Annotated in this window: 18 protein-coding genes; 11 read left to right on the top strand and 7 right to left on the bottom strand. The window is 64.6% G+C overall.

Translation table 11 applies throughout. From position 1 onward, the window contains the following. Positions 1 to 9 precede the first annotated feature (9 nt). The 3 genes from JNC62_RS11975 to JNC62_RS11965 all read right to left on the bottom strand — a co-directional run bounded on the left by JNC62_RS11975 (position 10) and on the right by JNC62_RS11965 (position 3528). A complete protein-coding gene (locus tag JNC62_RS11975) occupies positions 10 to 960 on the bottom strand; it encodes a carbohydrate ABC transporter permease (protein ID WP_374839020.1) in 951 nt (316 codons plus the stop codon). 368 nt (positions 961 to 1328) lie between these two features. Continuing rightward, on the bottom strand, positions 1329 to 2588 hold the full coding sequence (locus JNC62_RS11970) for an ABC transporter substrate-binding protein (protein WP_374839018.1): 1260 nt from the start codon (positions 2586 to 2588) through the stop codon (positions 1329 to 1331). A 46-nt stretch (positions 2589 to 2634) separates the two neighbouring features. Beyond that, positions 2635 to 3528 (bottom strand): N-acetylmuramic acid 6-phosphate etherase, encoded by an 894-nt coding sequence (locus JNC62_RS11965; protein WP_374839016.1) that lies wholly within the window; start codon positions 3526 to 3528, stop codon positions 2635 to 2637. Between the two features lie 195 nt (positions 3529 to 3723). Between JNC62_RS11965 and JNC62_RS11960 the strand changes: the two genes are divergently transcribed. The 10 genes from JNC62_RS11960 (at position 3724) to JNC62_RS11915 (ending at position 14117) form a co-directional block, all read left to right on the top strand. After that, positions 3724 to 4614 carry a glucosamine kinase nucleotide-binding domain-containing protein gene (locus JNC62_RS11960; RefSeq protein WP_374839014.1) on the top strand — a complete coding sequence of 297 codons (891 nt, stop codon included), beginning with the start codon at positions 3724 to 3726 and terminating at the stop codon, positions 4612 to 4614. After that, positions 4611 to 5375 (top strand): GntR family transcriptional regulator, encoded by a 765-nt coding sequence (locus JNC62_RS11955; protein ID WP_374839012.1) that lies wholly within the window; start codon positions 4611 to 4613, stop codon positions 5373 to 5375. The genes JNC62_RS11960 and JNC62_RS11955 overlap by 4 nt, the downstream gene beginning before the upstream one ends. A gap of 24 nt (positions 5376 to 5399) precedes the next feature. Then, positions 5400 to 6428 carry an SIS domain-containing protein gene (locus tag JNC62_RS11950; RefSeq protein WP_374839011.1) on the top strand — a complete coding sequence of 343 codons (1029 nt, stop codon included), beginning with the start codon at positions 5400 to 5402 and terminating at the stop codon, positions 6426 to 6428. Beyond that, a complete protein-coding gene (nagA, locus tag JNC62_RS11945; protein WP_374839009.1) occupies positions 6425 to 7603 on the top strand; it encodes an N-acetylglucosamine-6-phosphate deacetylase in 1179 nt (392 codons plus the stop codon). Before JNC62_RS11950 ends, nagA begins: the two co-directional genes overlap by 4 nt. A gap of 172 nt (positions 7604 to 7775) precedes the next feature. Then, a complete protein-coding gene (locus JNC62_RS11940; RefSeq protein WP_374839007.1) occupies positions 7776 to 8828 on the top strand; it encodes a dipeptidase in 1053 nt (350 codons plus the stop codon). A 43-nt stretch (positions 8829 to 8871) separates the two neighbouring features. Further along, entirely contained in the window at positions 8872 to 10512 is a 1641-nt protein-coding gene (locus tag JNC62_RS11935; RefSeq protein ID WP_374839302.1) for an ABC transporter substrate-binding protein, read from the top strand. A gap of 14 nt (positions 10513 to 10526) precedes the next feature. Then, positions 10527 to 11594: an ABC transporter permease gene (locus tag JNC62_RS11930; protein WP_374839005.1), complete on the top strand. Its 1068-nt coding sequence runs from the start codon at positions 10527 to 10529 to the stop codon at positions 11592 to 11594. Next, a complete protein-coding gene (gene nikC / locus JNC62_RS11925) occupies positions 11591 to 12520 on the top strand; it encodes a nickel transporter permease (RefSeq protein ID WP_374839003.1) in 930 nt (309 codons plus the stop codon). Before JNC62_RS11930 ends, nikC begins: the two co-directional genes overlap by 4 nt. Next, the gene (locus JNC62_RS11920) at positions 12517 to 13350 is read left to right on the top strand and encodes an ABC transporter ATP-binding protein (protein WP_374839001.1); all 834 of its coding nucleotides are present in this window, start codon (positions 12517 to 12519) and stop codon (positions 13348 to 13350) included. The genes nikC and JNC62_RS11920 overlap by 4 nt, the downstream gene beginning before the upstream one ends. Further along, complete coding sequence (locus JNC62_RS11915) at positions 13347 to 14117, top strand: ABC transporter ATP-binding protein (RefSeq protein ID WP_374838999.1); 771 nt, start codon at positions 13347 to 13349, stop codon at positions 14115 to 14117. Before JNC62_RS11920 ends, JNC62_RS11915 begins: the two co-directional genes overlap by 4 nt. A 159-nt stretch (positions 14118 to 14276) precedes the next feature. Here the strand turns inward: JNC62_RS11915 and JNC62_RS11910 are convergent, their stop codons facing one another. The 3 genes from JNC62_RS11910 to JNC62_RS11900 all read right to left on the bottom strand — a co-directional run bounded on the left by JNC62_RS11910 (position 14277) and on the right by JNC62_RS11900 (position 16536). Then, on the bottom strand, positions 14277 to 14777 hold the full coding sequence (locus JNC62_RS11910; RefSeq protein WP_374838997.1) for a heme-degrading domain-containing protein: 501 nt from the start codon (positions 14775 to 14777) through the stop codon (positions 14277 to 14279). A gap of 89 nt (positions 14778 to 14866) precedes the next feature. Then, positions 14867 to 15820 carry a formylglycine-generating enzyme family protein gene (locus JNC62_RS11905; protein ID WP_374838995.1) on the bottom strand — a complete coding sequence of 318 codons (954 nt, stop codon included), beginning with the start codon at positions 15818 to 15820 and terminating at the stop codon, positions 14867 to 14869. 164 nt (positions 15821 to 15984) lie between these two features. Continuing rightward, positions 15985 to 16536, bottom strand: a complete 552-nt coding sequence (locus JNC62_RS11900; RefSeq protein WP_374838993.1) for a threonine transporter — start codon at positions 16534 to 16536, stop codon at positions 15985 to 15987. 264 nt (positions 16537 to 16800) lie between these two features. On the opposite strand from JNC62_RS11900, the gene JNC62_RS11895 reads away from it, so the two are divergent. Further along, on the top strand, positions 16801 to 17442 hold the full coding sequence (locus JNC62_RS11895; protein WP_374838991.1) for an alpha/beta hydrolase family protein: 642 nt from the start codon (positions 16801 to 16803) through the stop codon (positions 17440 to 17442). 21 nt (positions 17443 to 17463) lie between these two features. On the opposite strand, the gene JNC62_RS11890 is transcribed toward JNC62_RS11895, so the two are convergent. Then, positions 17464 to 18081: a hypothetical protein gene (locus tag JNC62_RS11890; protein ID WP_374838990.1), complete on the bottom strand. Its 618-nt coding sequence runs from the start codon at positions 18079 to 18081 to the stop codon at positions 17464 to 17466. Positions 18082 to 18303 lie beyond the last annotated feature (222 nt).

Here is an 18303-nt window from a genome sequence, read left to right as displayed (position 1 = left end):
TCGCCTCCCTCAGAACTGATAGCGGCGGATGCGCCGCTGGATGACGAAAAGATAGAGCGAGACGCCGGCGAGGATGATCAGGAACATTACGGTTGCGATCGTTGCCCCCATCGAGCGGTCGCCGAGCTGCAGCTGGAAGCCGAAGAAGGTCCGGTAGAGCAGCGTGCCGAGAATGTCGGTCGAGCCGTCCGGACCGGCCAGCGCCCCCTGCACGGTGTAGACCAAGTCGAAGGCGTTGAAGTTGCCGACGAAGGTGAGGATCGAGATGATGCCGATCGCCGGCAGCACCAGCGGCAGCTTGATCTTGAAGAACTGCGCCCAGCCTGTGATGCCGTCGCATTCGGCCGCCTCGATCACCTCCTCGGGGATGTTCAGGAGAGCGGCATAGATCAGCATCATCGGGATGCCGACATATTGCCAGACGGAAATCAGCGACACGGCAATCAGCGCCGACTGCGGCTTGCCGAGCCAGGGGGAAAACATCCACTTCAGGCCGACGAGGTCCATGAGATAGGGCGAGACGCCCCAGATCGGCGACAGGATCAGCTTCCAGATGAAGCCGACGATCACGAAGGAGAGCAGCGTCGGCAGGAAGATCGCGGTGCGATAGAAGGCGGCGAAGCGCAGCTTCGGCAGCGACAGCAGGGCCGCCAGCGCAATTCCGATCGGGTTCTGCACCAGCATGTGGATGGCAAAGAAGATGAAGTTGTTCTTCAGCGCGTTCCAGAAGTCGGAAGCCCAGCGTCCATCGCCGAACAGCGTGCGGAAGTTGTCGAGACCGACGAAGGTGTATTGGCCGTCGACCGTATTGTAGAACGACAGCCGCAGCGTCTCGAACAACGGCAGGATCATTACGGCCGAGTAGACGACCAGCGCCGGCAGCAGGAACACGACGATGTGCCAGCGCCGCGGGCGCCGTACGGCTGCCCATTCGTCCCGAGATAGTGTGGCGTCCGTCATCGCTATGCCCGTTCGTTCCGACCGATGGTTCGACTGTTTTCCGGTTGCGGATCGGCGTCACACGGCCGGTCCCGCCGCATGTTGCCGGGCCGGAAGACTCCGGCCGATGACATTCAGTTTACACGTTTTTTCGCGGATGGCGCGGGCATCGGACCGCGATCGACAGGGCACGCAAACACTGCCCCTCATCCGCCTGCCGGCACCTTCTCCCCGCGAGCGCGGAGAAGGTCTGTGCCGCGGCCGCGTCCGTCAATCCTCCGCAAGCGCAAGGAGCGCTCGATGAGGGCCTGGCGGCGACCGCAGTCCCCTCTCCCCGCCTGCGGGGAGAGGGTTAGGGTGAGGGGCGAATCTGCCGCCTCGGCCGTCGCTTACTTCGCCGGCTTGTACCAGCTGTCGAGGCCTTCCTGCAGCTTCTTGGCGGCATCTTCCGGCGTCTGCGTGCCGTTGATGACGTTGGCCGACGCCGTCCAGGTCTCGTTTTCGAGGTTCGGCGTGCCGCGCGACAGGATCTGATAGGTCGAGCGGATCGTCGGCTTGCACTTCTCGCGCCAGGAGACGAATTCCTGCGCCAGCGGGTCGGCCATCTTCACCGCCGTCGAGTTCAGGCTGAAGAAGCCCGGCAGCGAGTTGGCGTAGATGTCGGCAAATTCCGGCGAGGCGACGAAGGTCAGGAACTTCTTTGCGGCGTCCGCATTGGCGCCCTTGGCGTTCAGGCCGATACCGATGTCGTTGTGGTCGGAGATGTAGCAGGTGTCGCCGGCGTTCTTCACCGGCGGCGGGAAGGCGCCCATCTTGAACTGCGCCTGGGTGTTGAACAGGCCGATTTCCCACGAGCCGGCCGGATAGATGGCGGCGCGGCCGAGCGTGAAGAGGTTCTGGCTGTCCGGATAGGTCTGGGCCTCAAAGCCGTCGCCGAGATAGTCCTTCCACTTGGCGAGCACGCGATAGGGCTCGACCCACGGCTCGTCGGTCAGTTTCTGCTCGCCCTTGATCAGCGCCAGCCGGCCCTCCTCGCCCTTCCAGTAGGTCGGGCCGATGTTCTGGTAGCCCATGGTTGCGGCTTCCCAGAGATCCTTCGTGCCCATCGCCATCGGAATGTAGTTGCCGTCTGCCTTGATCTTGTCGAGGGCGGCGAAGAACTCCGCTTCGGTGGCCGGCGCGGAGATGCCGAGCTGGTCGAAGGCGTCCTTGTTGTAGATGAAGCCGTGAATGACCGATGCCATCGGCACGCAGAAGGTGGTCTTGCCATCGTCGGTCGTCCAGGCGGACTTGGCGACGTCGGAGAAGTTCTCCATGCCGGGAAGGTCGTTCAGGGCCGCCAGGTGCCCCTTGTTGAACAATTCGAGCGAGGCGTCGAACGGACGGCAGGTGATCAGGTCGCCCGCCGAGCCGGCATCGAGCTTGGCGTTCAGCGCGGCGTTGTATTCGGTCGGCGCCGTCGGCGCGAAATTCACCTTGATGCCCGGGTTCTTCGCTTCGAACGCCGGGATGATCTTGTCCTTCCAGATCGGCAGGTCGTCGTTGCGCCAGCTCTCGATCGTCAGCGTCACGTCCTGCGCCTGCGCAATCCCGGCGGCGCCGAGAATGCTCGTGGCAAGGAGCAAGCCCTTGAGTGCGTTACGAGTCATCACATTCTCCCCTTTTTGTGCGCACGCTGGCGCATTCTGAATCTCGTTACTTCAGGCTCGCCAGCGCACGCCGCAGGCTCTGCCCGGTTTTGTCGAGTGCGGCCTTGGCCGCCGCCAGGTCCGCGGCGCCCGCGGCGAGCAGCACCGCCGCCTTGACCGAGCCCTCGGATTGCTGCAGCAGGCGCGTCGCCTCGTCGATCCCGACGCCGGAAATGCCGGCGACGATGCGGCTGGCCCGATCCCGGAGCTTGATGTTGTCCGCCTTCAGGTTGACCATGTAGCCGTCGTGCACATGGCCGAGCTGGACGCCGACGAGCGTCGACAGCATGTTGAAGGCGATCTTCTGGGCTGTGCCCGCGCCCATGCGCGTGGAGCCGGCGATCACCTCCGGCGGCGTCTGCAGCAAAATGGAGATGTCGGCATAGGCGAAAAGCGGCGCGCCGGGATTGTTGGCGAGCGCGATCACCCGGGCATCGTGCGATTGCGCGTAGTCGGCAACGGCGATGACATAGGGTGTCGAACCACTGGCGGTGACGCAAATGACACAATCGCCCTTGCCGATACCGGCCTTCCCGGCATCCGCCAGCGCGAGCGCCTCGTCATCCTCATAGCCGCCGGCAAGATCCTCGAGGCTCGCCGCCCCGCCGGCCAGCAGGATCACGATGCGGTCGCGGGCGATGCCGTAGGTGCCGGGAAGTTCGAGCGCGTCGGACATCGCCATCAGCCCCGAACTGCCAGCGCCCACATAGACCAGGCGCCCGCCGGACCGCAGCGCATCGCCCGCAAGCTTCGCCGCGTCTGCAATGTCCGCAATTGCCGCGTCGACGACAGCGGCCGCGGCCTGCTGCGCCGACGACAGCACAGCAAGAACCTCGACGGGGCTGCGCTCGTCCAGCCCTTCGGCCTGCTCGTGCCTGGCTTCAGTCTTGCCTGCTGTCATTCTCGCTCTCCTCGGCGCAATTTAATGCCAACAAAATACCAATTGTCTACTGCAAATTAACTTCTGGTGGCAGAAAAATGGAGAGCCGCAAATTTACATAAATATTTCAATACATTGGTGCAGCAGTCGACCAGCCTTCGGTTTTCCACTTGGTTAATGGTATTTTTTTGGTATTGTCTCTTCTGGAGGTGTTCCATGGCAGATTTCATCATCGGCATCGATGGCGGCGGCACGAGCTGCCGCGCGGCGGTCGCGGACCCGCAAGGCACCGTCCTCGGCCGGGGAAAGAGCGGCGCCGCCAACATCCTGACCGACCCGAACCATGCCATAGCGAGCATCACCGAGGCTGCCGAGGCCGCCTTTCGCGATGCCGGCATCGCGCATGAGGAGATCGCAAACGCCCATGCCTTTCTCGGTCTCGCCGGAACCAATGTCGGCAATCTCGCCCAGTATGTGCGCGAGCGCCTGCCCTTCCGCCATACCGATATCGACTCCGACGGCCTGATCGCGCTGCAGGGCGCAATCGGCGACGCGGAGGGCTCCGTCGCAATCCTCGGCACCGGCACGATCTTCATGGCCCGCAGGGCCGGCAAGGTGCATTACATCGGCGGCTGGGGCTTCATGATCGGCGATCTCGGCGGGGGCGCCCGCCTGGGGCAGGCGCTGCTGCAGGAGGCGCTGCTGGTCCATGACGGCATTCATCCGCGCTCCGCCGTCACCGATGCGATCCTCACCGAATTCAAGCACGACCCGACCGCAATGGTCGAGTTCGCGCGGCTCTCTAAGCCCGGCGATTTCGGCCGCTATGCGCCGCTCGTCTTCCAACATGCGGAACAGATGGACCCCGGCGCGCTGGCATTGATCGAGACCGCGGCAAGATCCGTCAACGAGGCACTCGATGCGGTCACGAAGATCGGCGGCACAGAACGCCTCTGCCTGCTTGGCGGCCTGGCACCGCTCTATCCGGTCTGGCTCGAGCCCCGCCACAGGGCCATTCTGGTCGAACCGCAGTCCGACGCATTGACCGGCGCCGTGGCGCTGGCTGCCAACCGTTTCCGCACCCGAACCGGGGGAGCGGCCACATGACCGACCTCCTCGCCTCCATCCTGCCGCCGGAGCGCCTGCAGGCCGGCGGGTCCGGCCCGCTGTACCTGAAGCTGCGCCAGACGCTGGAAGAGGCGATCAATTCCGGCAGACTCAATCATGGCGATGCACTGCCGCCGGAGCGCGATCTCGCCGAGTATGCCAACATAAGCCGCGTGACGGTGCGCAAGGCGGTGGACGACCTCGTCAAGGACGGTCTGCTCGTGCGGCGCCACGGTTCCGGCACATTCGTGGTCAAGCCGGTTTCCAAGGTGCAGCAATCGCTGTCGCGCCTGACGTCCTTTACCGAGGACATGGCACGCCGCGGCCTTACCACGCGGGCGCAATGGCTCGATCGCGGTCTGTTTCACCCCTCGCCGGACGAGATGATGATCCTTGGTCTGCCCGCCGATGCGCTCGTCGCCCGGCTCGGACGGCTGCGCATCGCCGGCGATATGCCCCTTGCAATCGAGCGCGCCTGCATCTCGTCCGAGTTTCTTCCCGACCCCGCCCAGGTGACCGGCTCGCTCTACGCGGCCCTCGACCAGCGCGGCCACCGCCCGGTGCGTGCCGTCCAGCGCATTTCCGCCTACAATATCAAGGAACCGGATGCTGCCCTGCTCGGCGTTGCCGCTGGCGCTGCCGGGCTGTCGATCGAGCGCGTTTCCTATCTCGCCTCGGGCAAGGTCGTCGAATTCACCCGCTCGCTCTACCGCGGCGACGCCTATGATTTCGTGGCTGAACTCACGCTCCCGGACGCCTGAGCCGGCCGACCACAGATGAAAGGCATGATCATGCAGACCAACATGCGTCGCGAAATCAACGAAATCCCCGAAGCGGCCGCCCGTGTGCTGGAGCAGCAGGCGACAGCAATCGCCAATGCCGGCAGGGCGCTGAAGACTGTCGATCCGCGCTTCGTCGTCACCGTGGCGCGCGGCTCCTCCGATCACGCTGCCCTGTTTCTGAAATATGCGATCGAACTGACCGCCGGGCGACCCGTCGCTTCGCTCGGCCCTTCGCTCGCCTCCATCTACGGCGCGACGCTGAAGCTCGACGGTGCTGCCGCTATCGCCATATCGCAGTCCGGCAAAAGCCCCGACATCGTCGCCATGGCCAAGGCAACATCCGATGCCGGCGCGCTCTCTCTGGCGCTGACGAATACGATCCCGTCCCCGCTCTCGGAAGCCTGCAGCCATGCGCTCAACATCTGCGCCGGGCCGGAGCTGAGCGTGGCTGCCACCAAGTCCTACGTGAACTCGATCGTCACCGGCCTTGCGATCCTCGCCGAATGGACCGGCAACGCGCCGCTTCGGAGCGCGGTCCAGGCCCTGCCCGAGCAGTTCGGCAAGGCCGTGGCCCTCGACTGGAGCGGATTGATCGAGGATCTCGCCGACACCCAGTCGCTCTACGTCCTCGGCCGCGGCCCGGGCCTTGCGATCGCCAGCGAGGCGGCGCTGAAGTTCAAGGAGACATCGGGGCTGCACGCGGAAGCCTATTCGTCCGCCGAGGTTCTGCACGGACCCGTCGCCCTCGTCGGCCCCTCCTTCCCCGTCATCGCGCTCGCCGCCCGGGATGCCGCCGAACAATCCGTGACCGGCATGGCCGACGGCCTTGCCGACAAGGGCGCCTATGCCTGCGTCACCTCGGCCGCCGCGAAATCCGCCAGGACGCTGCCCTTCATCGCCACCGGCCACCCGATCACCGACGCTCTGGCGCTGATCGTGCCGTTCTATGGCTTCGTCGAAGCCTGGTCCCGCGCCCGCGGGCTCGACCCCGACAAGCCGGTCAACCTGAAGAAAGTGACGGAAACGAGATGAGCGCGCAGACGGCAATCACCGCCGCCCGGATCTTCGACGGCGATCTCTGGCACGACAACAAGGCGCTCCTGATCGAGCGCGGCAAGGTGGTGGGCATCGTCGGGCGCGATGAAATTCCGCCCACGGCCACCCGCGAGCCTATGGACGGCGCCCGCATCGTCCCCGGCTTCGTCGACCTGCAGGTCAATGGCGGCGGCGGCGTGCTCCTGAACGAAAAGCCCGATCTCGAAGGCATCCGCACGATCTGTTCCGCCCACGCCCGCTTCGGCACCACCGCGCTGTTGCCGACGCTGATCACCGATACGCGCGAGATCACGATCCGGACGATCGCCGCCGGCATCGCCGCGCAGCAGGCCGACGTGCCGGGCTTTCTCGGCCTGCATCTCGAAGGGCCGCACCTCTCCATCGCCCGCAAGGGCGCCCACGATCCGAAGCTCATCCGCCCGATGGAAGCCGACGATCTCGCCCGCGCCGTCGAGGCACGCGGCAAGCTCGCCGCACTTCTGATGACCGTTGCTCCCGAAAGCGTGACAAACAATCAGATCGCCACGCTTGCGGCAGCCGGGATCACCGTGAGCCTCGGCCACTCCGACAGCAGCTATGTCACCGTCAGCGCCGCCGTGTCTGCGGGCGCACGGATGATGACCCATCTCTTCAATGCGATGAGCCCGCTCGGTCACCGCGAGCCCGGCATGGTTGGCGGCGCGCTCGATCTCGGCCATATAAATGCCGGCCTGATCGCCGACGGCTTTCATGTGGACCCCGTCTCGATCGGCGTGGCGCTGCGCGCCAAGAAGGGACCGGGACGCATCTTCCTCGTCACCGATGCCATGTCCCCGATCGGCACCGACATGACAAGCTTCACCCTCAACGGTCGCGAGATCTTCCGCAAGGACGGACGCCTGACGCTGGCCGACGGCACGCTCGCCGGGGCCGACATCGACATGATCTCCTGCGTCCGCTTCATGCACGAACGCGTCGGCCTTGAGCTCGAGGAAGCGCTTCGCATGGCTTCGCTCTATCCTGCGGAAGCAATCGGCATGACCGGCCGCAAGGGCCGGCTGACGCATGGGCATGACGCGGACTTCACTGCACTCGATGACCGCCTCGGCGTTGTTGCGACCTGCATCGCTGGCAGGCCGGTATTCGTCGCCGGTTCGGAATCAACTTCGTAGATATCCCGTTTAACCCCTTGCAGCGGGCTGCTTTTCGGTTCTAGGATCATTTTCTCATATTTCCCGACAGGGATTTCCCGGATCGTGTCGCGGTGGCAAGGGCCTTGACGGGCTTGTCCTCCCCTACGTCATCCCTAACGGAAATCCCCGTCACCCAATGATAGGGAATGGCATGCAACTGATCTTCGACGGGCACAATGACGTGCTGCTCCGGCTGCTCAACAACATGCAGGGCGGGAGCGATCCCGTCGCCGAGTTCAGGGACGGCACGGACCAGGGGCACATCGACGGCCCGCGCGCCCGTGCCGGCGGCCTCGCCGGCGGCCTCTGCGCCATCTACATTTCCTCGGGCCATTTCGAGCTCCGCCAACCCGGCGAGGACGGCCACTATGCCACGCCGCTCGAAGCGCCGTTGGAACGGCAGCCGTCGCTCGACATCGCGCTCGCCATGGCCGCGATCGCCTACAGGCTCGACCGCGCCGGCGCCTGGACCCTGTGCCGGACGACTTCCGATATTCGCGCCGCCATCGAGAAGGGCAAGTTTGCCGCGGTGCTGCACATGGAAGGCTGCGAGGCGATCGACAAGGACCTGGTTGCGCTCGAGACTTTCTATGCCGCAGGCCTGCGCTCGCTCGGTCCCGTCTGGAGCCGGAACAACATTTTCGGCCACGGCGTTCCCTTCGCCTATCCGATGGGCCCCGATACCGGCCCCGGCCTCACCGAAGCCGGCTTCGAACTGATCCGGGCATGCAATCGCCTCGGAATCCTGGTCGACCTTTCGCACATCACCGAAAAAGGCTTCTGGGACGTGGCGAAGACCTCTGACCAGCCGCTGATCGCCAGCCATTCCAACGCGCATGCGCTGACACCGGTCGCCCGCAACCTGACGGACAAGCAGATGGAAGCGATCCGCGACAGCCGCGGCCTTGTGGGTCTCAACTACGCCACCACCATGCTGCGCGCCGATGGCCAGGAGAGCGCGGACACGCCGCTTTCCGACATGGTTCGCCATGTGGACCACATGGTCGAGCGCATGGGCATCGACTGCGTGGCGCTGGGCTCGGACTTCGACGGCGCCACGATTCCGGCCGACATCCGCGACGCGGCCGGAAACCAGAAGCTCGTTGCCGCCCTGGCCGCCGCCGGATACGGCACCGAGGATCTTGCAAAGATATGCCGGGACAACTGGCTGAGAGTGCTTGGGCAGGCATGGCACGAGGCCTGATGCCCCGGTATTGAAACCAAAGGAAACAAGGGAACGGATCATGATGATGAAAATGTTCAATGGCCGCGCAAGGATGCTCGCAACGAGCGCCGCACTCTCGCTTCTGATGATGTCGCCCCCGGCCGCATTCGCCGATACGCCCAAGGATACACTGGTCGAGGCATTGGCCATCGACGACATCATCACCCTGGACCCGGGCGAGGCCTTCGAGTTTTCGGCCGCCGAAATGACCGGCAACACCTATGACTTCCTGATCCGTCTCGACCCGACAGACACTTCGAAGGTCAAGGGCGATCTGGCCGAAAGCTGGACGGTCTCGGACGACAGCCTGACCTACACCTTCAAGCTCAAGCCGGGCCTGAAGTTCGCCTCCGGCAACCCGATCACCGCCGAGGACGTCGCCTTCTCCTTCGAGCGCGCCGTCAAGCTCGACAAGAGCCCCGCCTTCATCCTCACCCAGTTCGGTCTCACCGGCGACAACGTCACCGAAAAGGCCAAGGCCACCGACGAACTGACCTTCGTCTTCACCGTCGACAAGCCCTATGCGCCGAGCTTCGTGCTGAACTGCCTGACGGCCACCGTCGCTGCCGTTCTCGACAAGAAGCTCGTGATGGAGCATGCCAAGCCGGTCACGCCGACCGCCGAGTACAAGTACGACACGGATTTCGGCAACGAATGGCTGAAGACCGGCTTTGCCGGCTCGGGCCCGTTCAAGCTGCGCGAGTGGCGCGCCAACGAACTCGTCGTGCTCGAGCGCAACGACAACTACCACGGTGAGCAGGCGAAGCTTGCCCGCGTCATCTACCGCCACATGAAGGAAAGCTCCGGCCAGCGCCTTGCGCTCGAAGCCGGTGACATCGACATCGCCCGCAACCTCGATCCCGGCGATCTCGACGCGATCGCCAAGAACGCCGATCTCGCCGCCACCAGCGCGCCGAAGACGACCCTTTACTACATCAGCCTCAACCAGAAGAACGAGACGCTCGCAAAGCCGGAAGTGCGCGAAGCCTTCAAGTATCTGGTCGACTACGACGCGATCGGCTCGACGCTGATCAAGGGCATCGGCGAGATCCACCAGACCTTCCTGCCGAAGGGCGTCCTCGGCGCACTCGACGAGAATCCCTTCGAGAAGAACGTTGCCAAGGCGAAGGAACTGCTTGCCAAGGCCGGCGTCCCGGATGGCTTCACCGTCACCATGGACGTGCGCAACTCCCAGCCGGTGTCCGGCATCGCCGAATCCTTCCAGCAGACGCTCGGCGAGGCCGGCGTGAAGCTCGAGATCATCCCGGGCGACGGCAAGCAGACGCTGACGAAGTACCGCGCCCGCAACCATGACATGTATATCGGCCAGTGGGGCATGGACTACTTCGACCCGAACTCCAACGCCGAGACGTTCACCTCCAACACCGACAACTCGGATGAAGGAAAGAACAAGACGCTCGCCTGGCGCAACGCCTGGGACGTTCCGGATCTGACGGAGAAGACGAAGGCCGCCCTTCTTGAAAAGGATAGCGCCAAGCGCGCGCAGATGTACGAGGAACTGCAGAAGGCCGTCCTGGAGACCAGCCCCTTCGTCGTCATCTTCCAGCAGACCGAAGTGGCCGGCTACCGTGCCAACCTGAAGGATTTCAAGCTGGGACCGACCTTCGACACGAACTTCGTCTGGTCGGTCTCCAAGGACTGATCGGAAAAAGAACGTTGTCTTCTGTTCCAACACAAGCAGGGGCCGGGCGCACGAGCGCCCGCGCCCGTTCGCTGTTCCTCGCCACGTTGCGTTTTCTCGTCATCGTGGCGACCACCTATCTCGGCCTTCTGGCCGTCACCTTCTTCATCGGCCGCGTCATCCCGATTGACCCGGTTCTTGCCGTCCTCGGCGACCGCGCGCCGCAGCACGTGGTCGATCGTGTGCGCGAGGAGATGGGCCTCAACCTGCCGCTCTACCAGCAGTTCTTCATCTACGTGAAGGGCGCGCTGGAGGGCAATTTCGGCACGTCTGTTCTCACCACCAACCCGGTGATGGACGACATCCGCCGCGTCTTTCCCGCGACCATCGAACTGGCGACGCTCGGCACGATCATCGGCGCGCTGTTCGGCATCCCGCTCGGCGTCCTCGCCGCGGTCAAGCGCGGCAGCCTGGCCGACCAGATCGTGCGCATCATCGGGCTGATCGGCTATTCCGTGCCGATCTTCTGGCTGGCGCTGCTGTCGCTCGTTCTCTTTTACGCCAAGCTGCAATGGGCGGCATTTCCGGGCCGCGTCGACGTCGTCTACGAATACTCCTTCACACCTGTCACCGGCTTCTACCTGATCGACGCGACGATGCAGGGCGCCTGGGACGTGCTGTGGGACCTGATCCGGCACATCGCCCTGCCCGCCGGCCTGCTCGGCTATTTCTCGCTGGCCTATATCAGCCGCATGACCCGCAGCTTCATGCTGAACGAGCTGAGCCAGGAATATATCGTCGCCGCCCGCGCCAAGGGTCTGTCGGAGACGCGCATCATCTGGGGCCATGCGCTGCGCAACGCTGCCGTTCCACTTGTCACCGTGATCGCGCTCTCCTATGCCGGCCTTCTCGAAGGCTCGGTGCTGACGGAGACCGTCTTCGCCTGGCCGGGCCTCGGCCTCTATATCACCAATTCGCTCCAGAACGCCGACATGAACGCGGTGCTGGGCGGGACGATCGTCATCGGCTCCGTCTTCATCGCCATCAATCTCCTGTCGGATCTGCTCTACCGGACACTTGACCCGAGGACGCGCACGCGATGAGCGACATGACCTCCAATGCCCCGCTCTCCTGGCGGGAATGGCTGATGACCGAGCGTCCTGCGTCCCGCATGCAGGCCCGCCTCGGCCGCACCTACACGACCTGGCTGCGGTTTTGCGAAAACAAGCTTGCCCTCGTCGGCCTCCTCATCCTGGTTCTGTTGCTGCTGACGGCGGCGTTTGCCGATCTCCTCGCTCCTTACTCGCCCTACATCGGCAACCTGAAGGATGAGCGCTTGCTGGCGCCGAGCGCGCTGCACTGGTTCGGCACCGACGACCAGGGCCGCGACATCCTTTCGCGCGTCATCTACGGCTCGCGGCTGACCCTGTTCGTGGTCATCCTCGTCGCCATCATCGCCGCCCCCGTCGGGCTGCTGATCGGCACCGTTTCCGGCTATGCCGGCGGCTGGATCGATGCGGTGCTGATGCGCATCACCGACATCTTCCTCGCCTTCCCGAAGCTGGTGCTGGCGCTCGCCTTCGTCGCAGCCCTCGGACCCGGCATCGAAAACGCAGTGCTCGCGATCGCCATCACCTCCTGGCCGCCCTATGCCCGCATCGCGCGGGCGGAGACGATGACCTTCCGCAATGCCGATTACATCTCCGCGGTCCAGTTGATGGGCGCCTCGCCGATGCGGATCGTGCTGCGCCATATCATGCCGCTGTGCATGCCGTCGCTGATCGTGCGCGTCACGCTCGACATGGCCGGGATCATCCTCACGGCCGCCGGCCTCGGCTTCCTCGGCCTCGGCGCGCAGCCGCCCTTGCCCGAATGGGGCGCGATGATCGCCTCCGGTCGCCGCTTCATCCTCGACCAGTGGTGGGTCGCCGCCGCCCCGGGTGCGGCGATCCTGATCGTCAGCCTCGGCTTCAACCTGCTCGGTGACGGCCTGCGCGACGCCCTCGACCCGAAGGAGGAAGGCCGGTGAAGCCGCTCCTCGACATCGAAGACCTGCGCGTCACCTTCCCCGGCCGCTCCGGTCCGATCCAGGCGGTGCGCGGCGTCTCGCTCAAGCTCGGCCGTGAACGCCTCGGCATCGTCGGCGAGTCCGGATCAGGCAAGTCGCAGACCGGCCGCGCCATCATGGGCCTGACGCCGCCGCAGGCGACGGTCACGGCAAAGAAAATGATGTTCAACGACATCGATCTGCTCACGGCCAGCCCGAAGCAGCGTCGCTCGCTGCGCGGCAAGCAGATGGCGATGATCCTGCAGGATCCGAAATATTCGCTGAACCCGGTGATGACCATCGGCCGGCAGATCATGGAAACGCTGAAGACGCACGAAAATGTCTCGCGCGCCGAGGCTCGCGATCGCGCGCTCGCCATGCTGGAAGCGGTACAGATCCGCGAGCCGAAACGCGTGTTCGACCTGCATCCGCACGAGGTTTCCGGCGGCATGGGCCAACGCGCGATGATCGCCATGATGCTTGTCGCCGGCCCCGAGCTTCTGATCGCCGACGAGCCGACCTCGGCGCTCGACGTCACGGTGCAGCTCGAAGTGCTCGCCATTCTCGACCGGCTGGTCGCCGACCGCGGCATGGGCCTGCTCTTCATCTCGCACGACCTGCGCCTGGTCTCGACCTTCTGCGACCGGGTGATCGTCATGTATGCCGGCAAGATCGTGGAGGAACTCGCGAGCGCTGACCTTGCGAACGCGCAGCACCCCTACACGCGCGGGCTCTTGAACTCGCTGCCGCGCATCGGCCAGGACCGCCATCCTCTTCCCGTTCTCGACCGCAAACCGGAGTGGGCGCTATGACCGCGGCACTGGACGTCAAGGCGCTCTGCGTCGAATTCCATGGTCACAAGGCGCTCGACAACGTCAGCGCCTCGGTGGCGCGCGGCGAGTCCTTCGGCCTTGTCGGCGAATCCGGCTCCGGCAAGTCGACGCTGCTGCGCGCCGTCGCCGGACTGGCGCCGGTCAGCGCCGGGACGATCTCGATCGACGGCAGGGAACTGCGGCGGGGCAAGCGCGACCGCGCCTTCTACCGCGAGGTGCAGATGGTCTTCCAGGACCCCTACGGCTCGCTGCACCCGCGCCAGACGATCGATCGCGCGCTCCTGGAGCCGCTGGCCATCCACGGCTTCGACAACAGCGAGAATCGCATCGTCCGCGCGCTGGAGGAGGTCGGGCTCGGCAAGGGCTTCCGCTTCCGCTATCCGCACCAGCTCTCCGGCGGGCAGCGCCAACGCGTCGCCATCGCCCGTGCGCTAATCGTCGAGCCGTCGATCGTGCTGCTCGACGAGCCGACCTCCGCCCTCGACGCCTCGGTCCAGGCCGAAATCCTGAACCTGCTGGAGCAGACCCGCAAGGATCGCAAGCTCACCTTCGTCATGGTCAGCCACGACCTCGCCGTCGTGAGCCACATGTGCGAGCGTCTGGCGATCATGCAGGGCGGCCACGTGGTCGAGACCCTGCCCGCCTCCGCACTCGCCGACCACAAGTTCGAGGCGGCCTACACGAAGAAACTCTTCGAGGCGAGCGAGGGTTTTTCCCGCACCGAGCGGCAAGCCGCGACTGCATGACAGCCGCACAAGCGCCCATGCGACAACGGGAGAACGGCGCCTTTTCGCAATGAAAGGCGCCGTTCTTGATTCCTGCTTTGCGATGGGGCCCTGCCCGTCTGCCGGCTTCCGTCCATCCGCTTCACCGAGTGCACGGCCCGCTCGCCGGCATTGATGGATCTATTCCGGCAGGCGCGCGTCGCCCAGATCGACACCCAGAAAGTGCGCCACACCGTCAACCACGATCGCATGGTCAATGCGCTGCGGCACGCCCGAAACGGTAATGGCCCCGACACAGCCGAGCCCGTCGACCAGGATGGGAAAACCGCCGCCATGGGTGGCAAAGTCGGAAAGCGGCAGGTTGTGCGCCTCCTCCTGAACGCGATGCGAATATGCCAGTCGCCGCCCGACGAGATAGGAAGAATGCCAAAGCCGCAGCACGGTGTTGCGCTTGCGGCGGATCCATTCCGCGTTGTCGGTCGTCGTCCCGTCCAGGACGCAATGGAACAGGATGCGATCGCGCAGCGAGATATCGATGGCGATCGCCGCGCCGCGCCCGGTGGCGATCTCGCGCAATAGGCCGCCGAGGGTCCATGCGGTCGCCGCGTCGAAGCGATTGAAACGCAGGATTTCCTCCTGCCTTTCCAATCGCGCGATATCCCCCTTGAGATCTTCGGTCATCATCGCCTCCCCTCGGCTGGACCTGTGATCTCTGGGTAGCCCGCCAAACGCCTTTGCACAAGGCCGAGCATCACCAAACAATCCCCCGATCACGGCCGCCTGATGCAGCGAAAGCCGATATGGGTCGTGGCAGCATTCTCCTCGTGTGCATGCCGCGCTGCCGGCCTGTAGCGCCGGCAATAGTTCGGCGCGCAGAGATGGGAGCCGCCTTTCACCACCCGGCGCGCAATCAGGATATCCGGCATGCGGGGGTCGCGGCTGCCCTCGATGCCGCCGCCGCGCGGGTTGACCGGCACGCAGCAGCTTTTCTGCGCCGGCTCCGGATGGTGGGACGACCAGTAGTCGCTGGTCCATTCCCAGACGTTGCCGATCATATCGTACAGGCCGTAGCCGTTCGGCGGAAAGCTGCCGACCGGCGAGGTGCGCTCAAACCCGTCCGGCTTCAGGTTCTCGGTCGGAAAGGTCCCATGCCAGGTGTTGGCCATGAAGCGACCGTCGGGCACCAGTTCATCGCCCCAGGCGAACTCGGTTCCGTCGCGACCGCCTTTGGCGGCAAACTCCCACTCGGCTTCGGTCGGCAGGTCCCTGCCCGCCCAGTCGGCATAGGCCCTGGCGTCCTCATAGGAGACTTGCACGACGGGATGGTCGTACTTGCCGCGGATGTTGCTCTGCCGGCCATAGGGCCGGCGCCAGTCCGCGCCGAACCTGAAGTTCCACCATTGCGACGGATCGGTTCCGGAAATCCGCTTTGGCGGCTCGAAGACGACCGAGCCGGGCCTCAGCATGTGTGGCTGTGCATTCGGATAGTCCTCGGGGTTAGACCTTCGCTCCGCGACCGTGACGTATCCGGTCGCCTCCACGAAAGCCATGAACTGACGGTTGGTGACAGGCGTCGCATCGATCCAGAACCCATCGATCCGGACGGGGTGCGAGGGTGCTTCTTCTGGATAATGGTGGTCGGAGCCCATTGTGAAGGTTCCACCCTCGATCCAGACTTCGGCGGATGCCCCCATAGGGCCGGCTTGCTGCACCCGATCGTTCATCGGCTGACCTTCCACACCACAGGCATCATGCCGCGATACCGATGAGGTTCGCCCAGTCCGGCCGGCAGATCAAGTGGCTTGCGAAAATAGGAAGCGGGCCACTCTGGCGGAAATAATGTGACCAGTGCGTGGTCCGGCATCATGCATCCGGGAATACAGCCCGGTCATGCGAACGCGCTGGTGATGGCGGCGAGGGAAAAGCCGCCGAGAATGAAGGCGGCCCCCTTGTAGGAATGCCGTCTGATACTGCCCGGAAGGGACGATCCCAGCGCGACCCACCCGATCCCGGCCAGCGTCGACAGTAAAACGAAACACCCAATCCTCAGCGCCACCTCGTCGATGGTCGACTGCGGGATCATCATCGTGCCGACAACCATCGCCTTGGGGTTCAGTATGGTCGTGAAGAACACGCGCGCATAAGCGCCGCTTTCGCTCTGCGCCGTGTCGGGCGAGGTGGACCAGAGCCTCACGGCCGATAGCGCCAGCCACGCGGAGGCCGCAATCTTCATGGCCGGCAATGCCCACCACAGGCCGCTTACAACCGCCGCAACGCAGACAAAGAATGAAATTGCCAGGGCATAGCCCGCCGCTTCCGCGAGCGGCAGCAACCGGGCCTGTCGCAGTCCCCGAGCAGCACCGGACGCGGCCAGGACCGTATTGGTCGGGCCCGGCGTCAGGAGGATGACCGCTGAGGTCAATAGAAACGTCGTCATCATGCGGTTCGTAAAGCCATTGTACGAGCGGACCGGATGCCCATCGACGGGGTGCGATCGTATTAGCGCAAGCTCACCATCCTCTCAATGTGCGCTTCGGCCGCATGGCGCGGGCGCGTCGAATGCAAAAAGGGCGCTCGACCCTTTCGGGGAGCGCCCTTATCCTGTCGAACGCCGGGGCTCGGCGAACGCCGATACCACGCGTGTCCGTTTTCCAGGCATGGGCGAGATATGTGTAACCACACGGGCAATTTCAAGGGGACAGCAATGGGTGACAGGTTTCTGCTGGATGGCCCCGAGGATGCCAGGATGACGATCCTGTTGGCACACGGTGCCGGCGCGCCGATGGACTCCGCATCGATGACCGCGACCGCCGGCGCGCTTGCCGAAGCGGATTTTCGCGTGGCGCGCTTCGAGTTCGCCTACATGGCAGCCCGGCGGACCTCGGACAACCGCAAGCCGCCACCCCGCGCCGAAACGCTGATGCCGGAATATCTCGAGGCCATCCGGAAACTCGGTGCAACCGGCCCCCTCATTATCGGTGGAAAATCAATGGGCGGGCGCGTGGCGAGCATGGTGGCGGACGAGCTTCACGCGGCCGGCGAAATCGCCGGCTTGCTGTGCCTCGGCTACCCCTTCCATCCGCCGGGAAAGCCGGAAACGCTGCGCACCCGCCATCTTGCCGGTCTGACGACGCCAACGCTCATCTGCCAGGGAACCCGCGACGAATTCGGAACAAGAGACGAGGTCGACGGCTACGATCTCTCCGGGAGCATTCGAGTCCTCTGGCTGGAGGACGGCGATCACGACCTGAAGCCGCGCAAAAAGATTTCCGGCTTTTCGGCTGCCGACCATCTGCGCACCCTGGCCCAGACCGTGCGGAATTGGACCGACGGGCTGGATGCCTGACCGCTGGGGCGATACCAGCGGTCAACGTCCGGCGGACGGATGCAGCACGGGCCTGTAACCGGCCGCAAGCGTCGCCAGCGTCGACGGCGGCGTCAACACGCGGTCGACCGCGCCGATAGCCGCCACGCGTCGGTAGCCGGAGGGCGTCCACAGAAGCGGTTGACCGTTCACAAGGAGATGGGCCGACGCCCCCGATGCGACGAAGGCACCATCGGGCAGTTCGCCGAGCGGCACCGCCAGCGGATGCAGCCGCTTGCGGCCGTGATCCAGCCGCTCGGCATGCAGGGTCGCGTCCATCTTTGCGGCTGTCGGCGGCGCAACACGGTTGCCAATGCTCCACGCCTGGCGAAACGCGTCTGCGGCAGCCCGACGACAGAGGAAACAAGGCCGGTGTCCGGCCGCGAGCGCCGTCGCCTCGTCGAGAAAGAACAGCTCCGTCCAGCTTCGCTGAGCCATCACGGAACGCCGGATGCCCCTGTAGTCGCACGTACAGGTAATCCATGCCTTTGACGTCCAACGCCGCGCCGTGAGGGTGCGTGTGGCCGGATCATGAATGATGCCACGATTGCCGATGAACATGCCGCGCGCATCGACCGCAACGATTTCGCCAAACGGGGTGACACGGTTCTGCAGCGGCAAGACGATTTCCTCCGAACTCTGCCAGGACTGAAATCACCCCCGGTTGCAAAGAAGGGACGTAAGGCACTGTCGGCTCCCGGCCGATAGGCGTACATCGACATCACAGACGCCGGATGTTACGATCAAACTATTCTGCTGCACGACTAATTTTCCGCAGGCACAGTAAAAAGTTCAGTTATGCGCGAAACCCTCTCCAGGCCATGTGCCGGTTCTAGGGGGTGC

It is taken from the genome of Mycoplana ramosa, from assembly GCF_041930185.1.
In the GTDB taxonomy this organism is placed as follows: Bacteria; Pseudomonadota; Alphaproteobacteria; order Rhizobiales; family Rhizobiaceae; genus Mycoplana; species Mycoplana ramosa.
The sequence above is the reverse complement of the archived record's forward strand: the minus strand, read 5'-3'. Positions and strand labels throughout refer to the sequence as shown.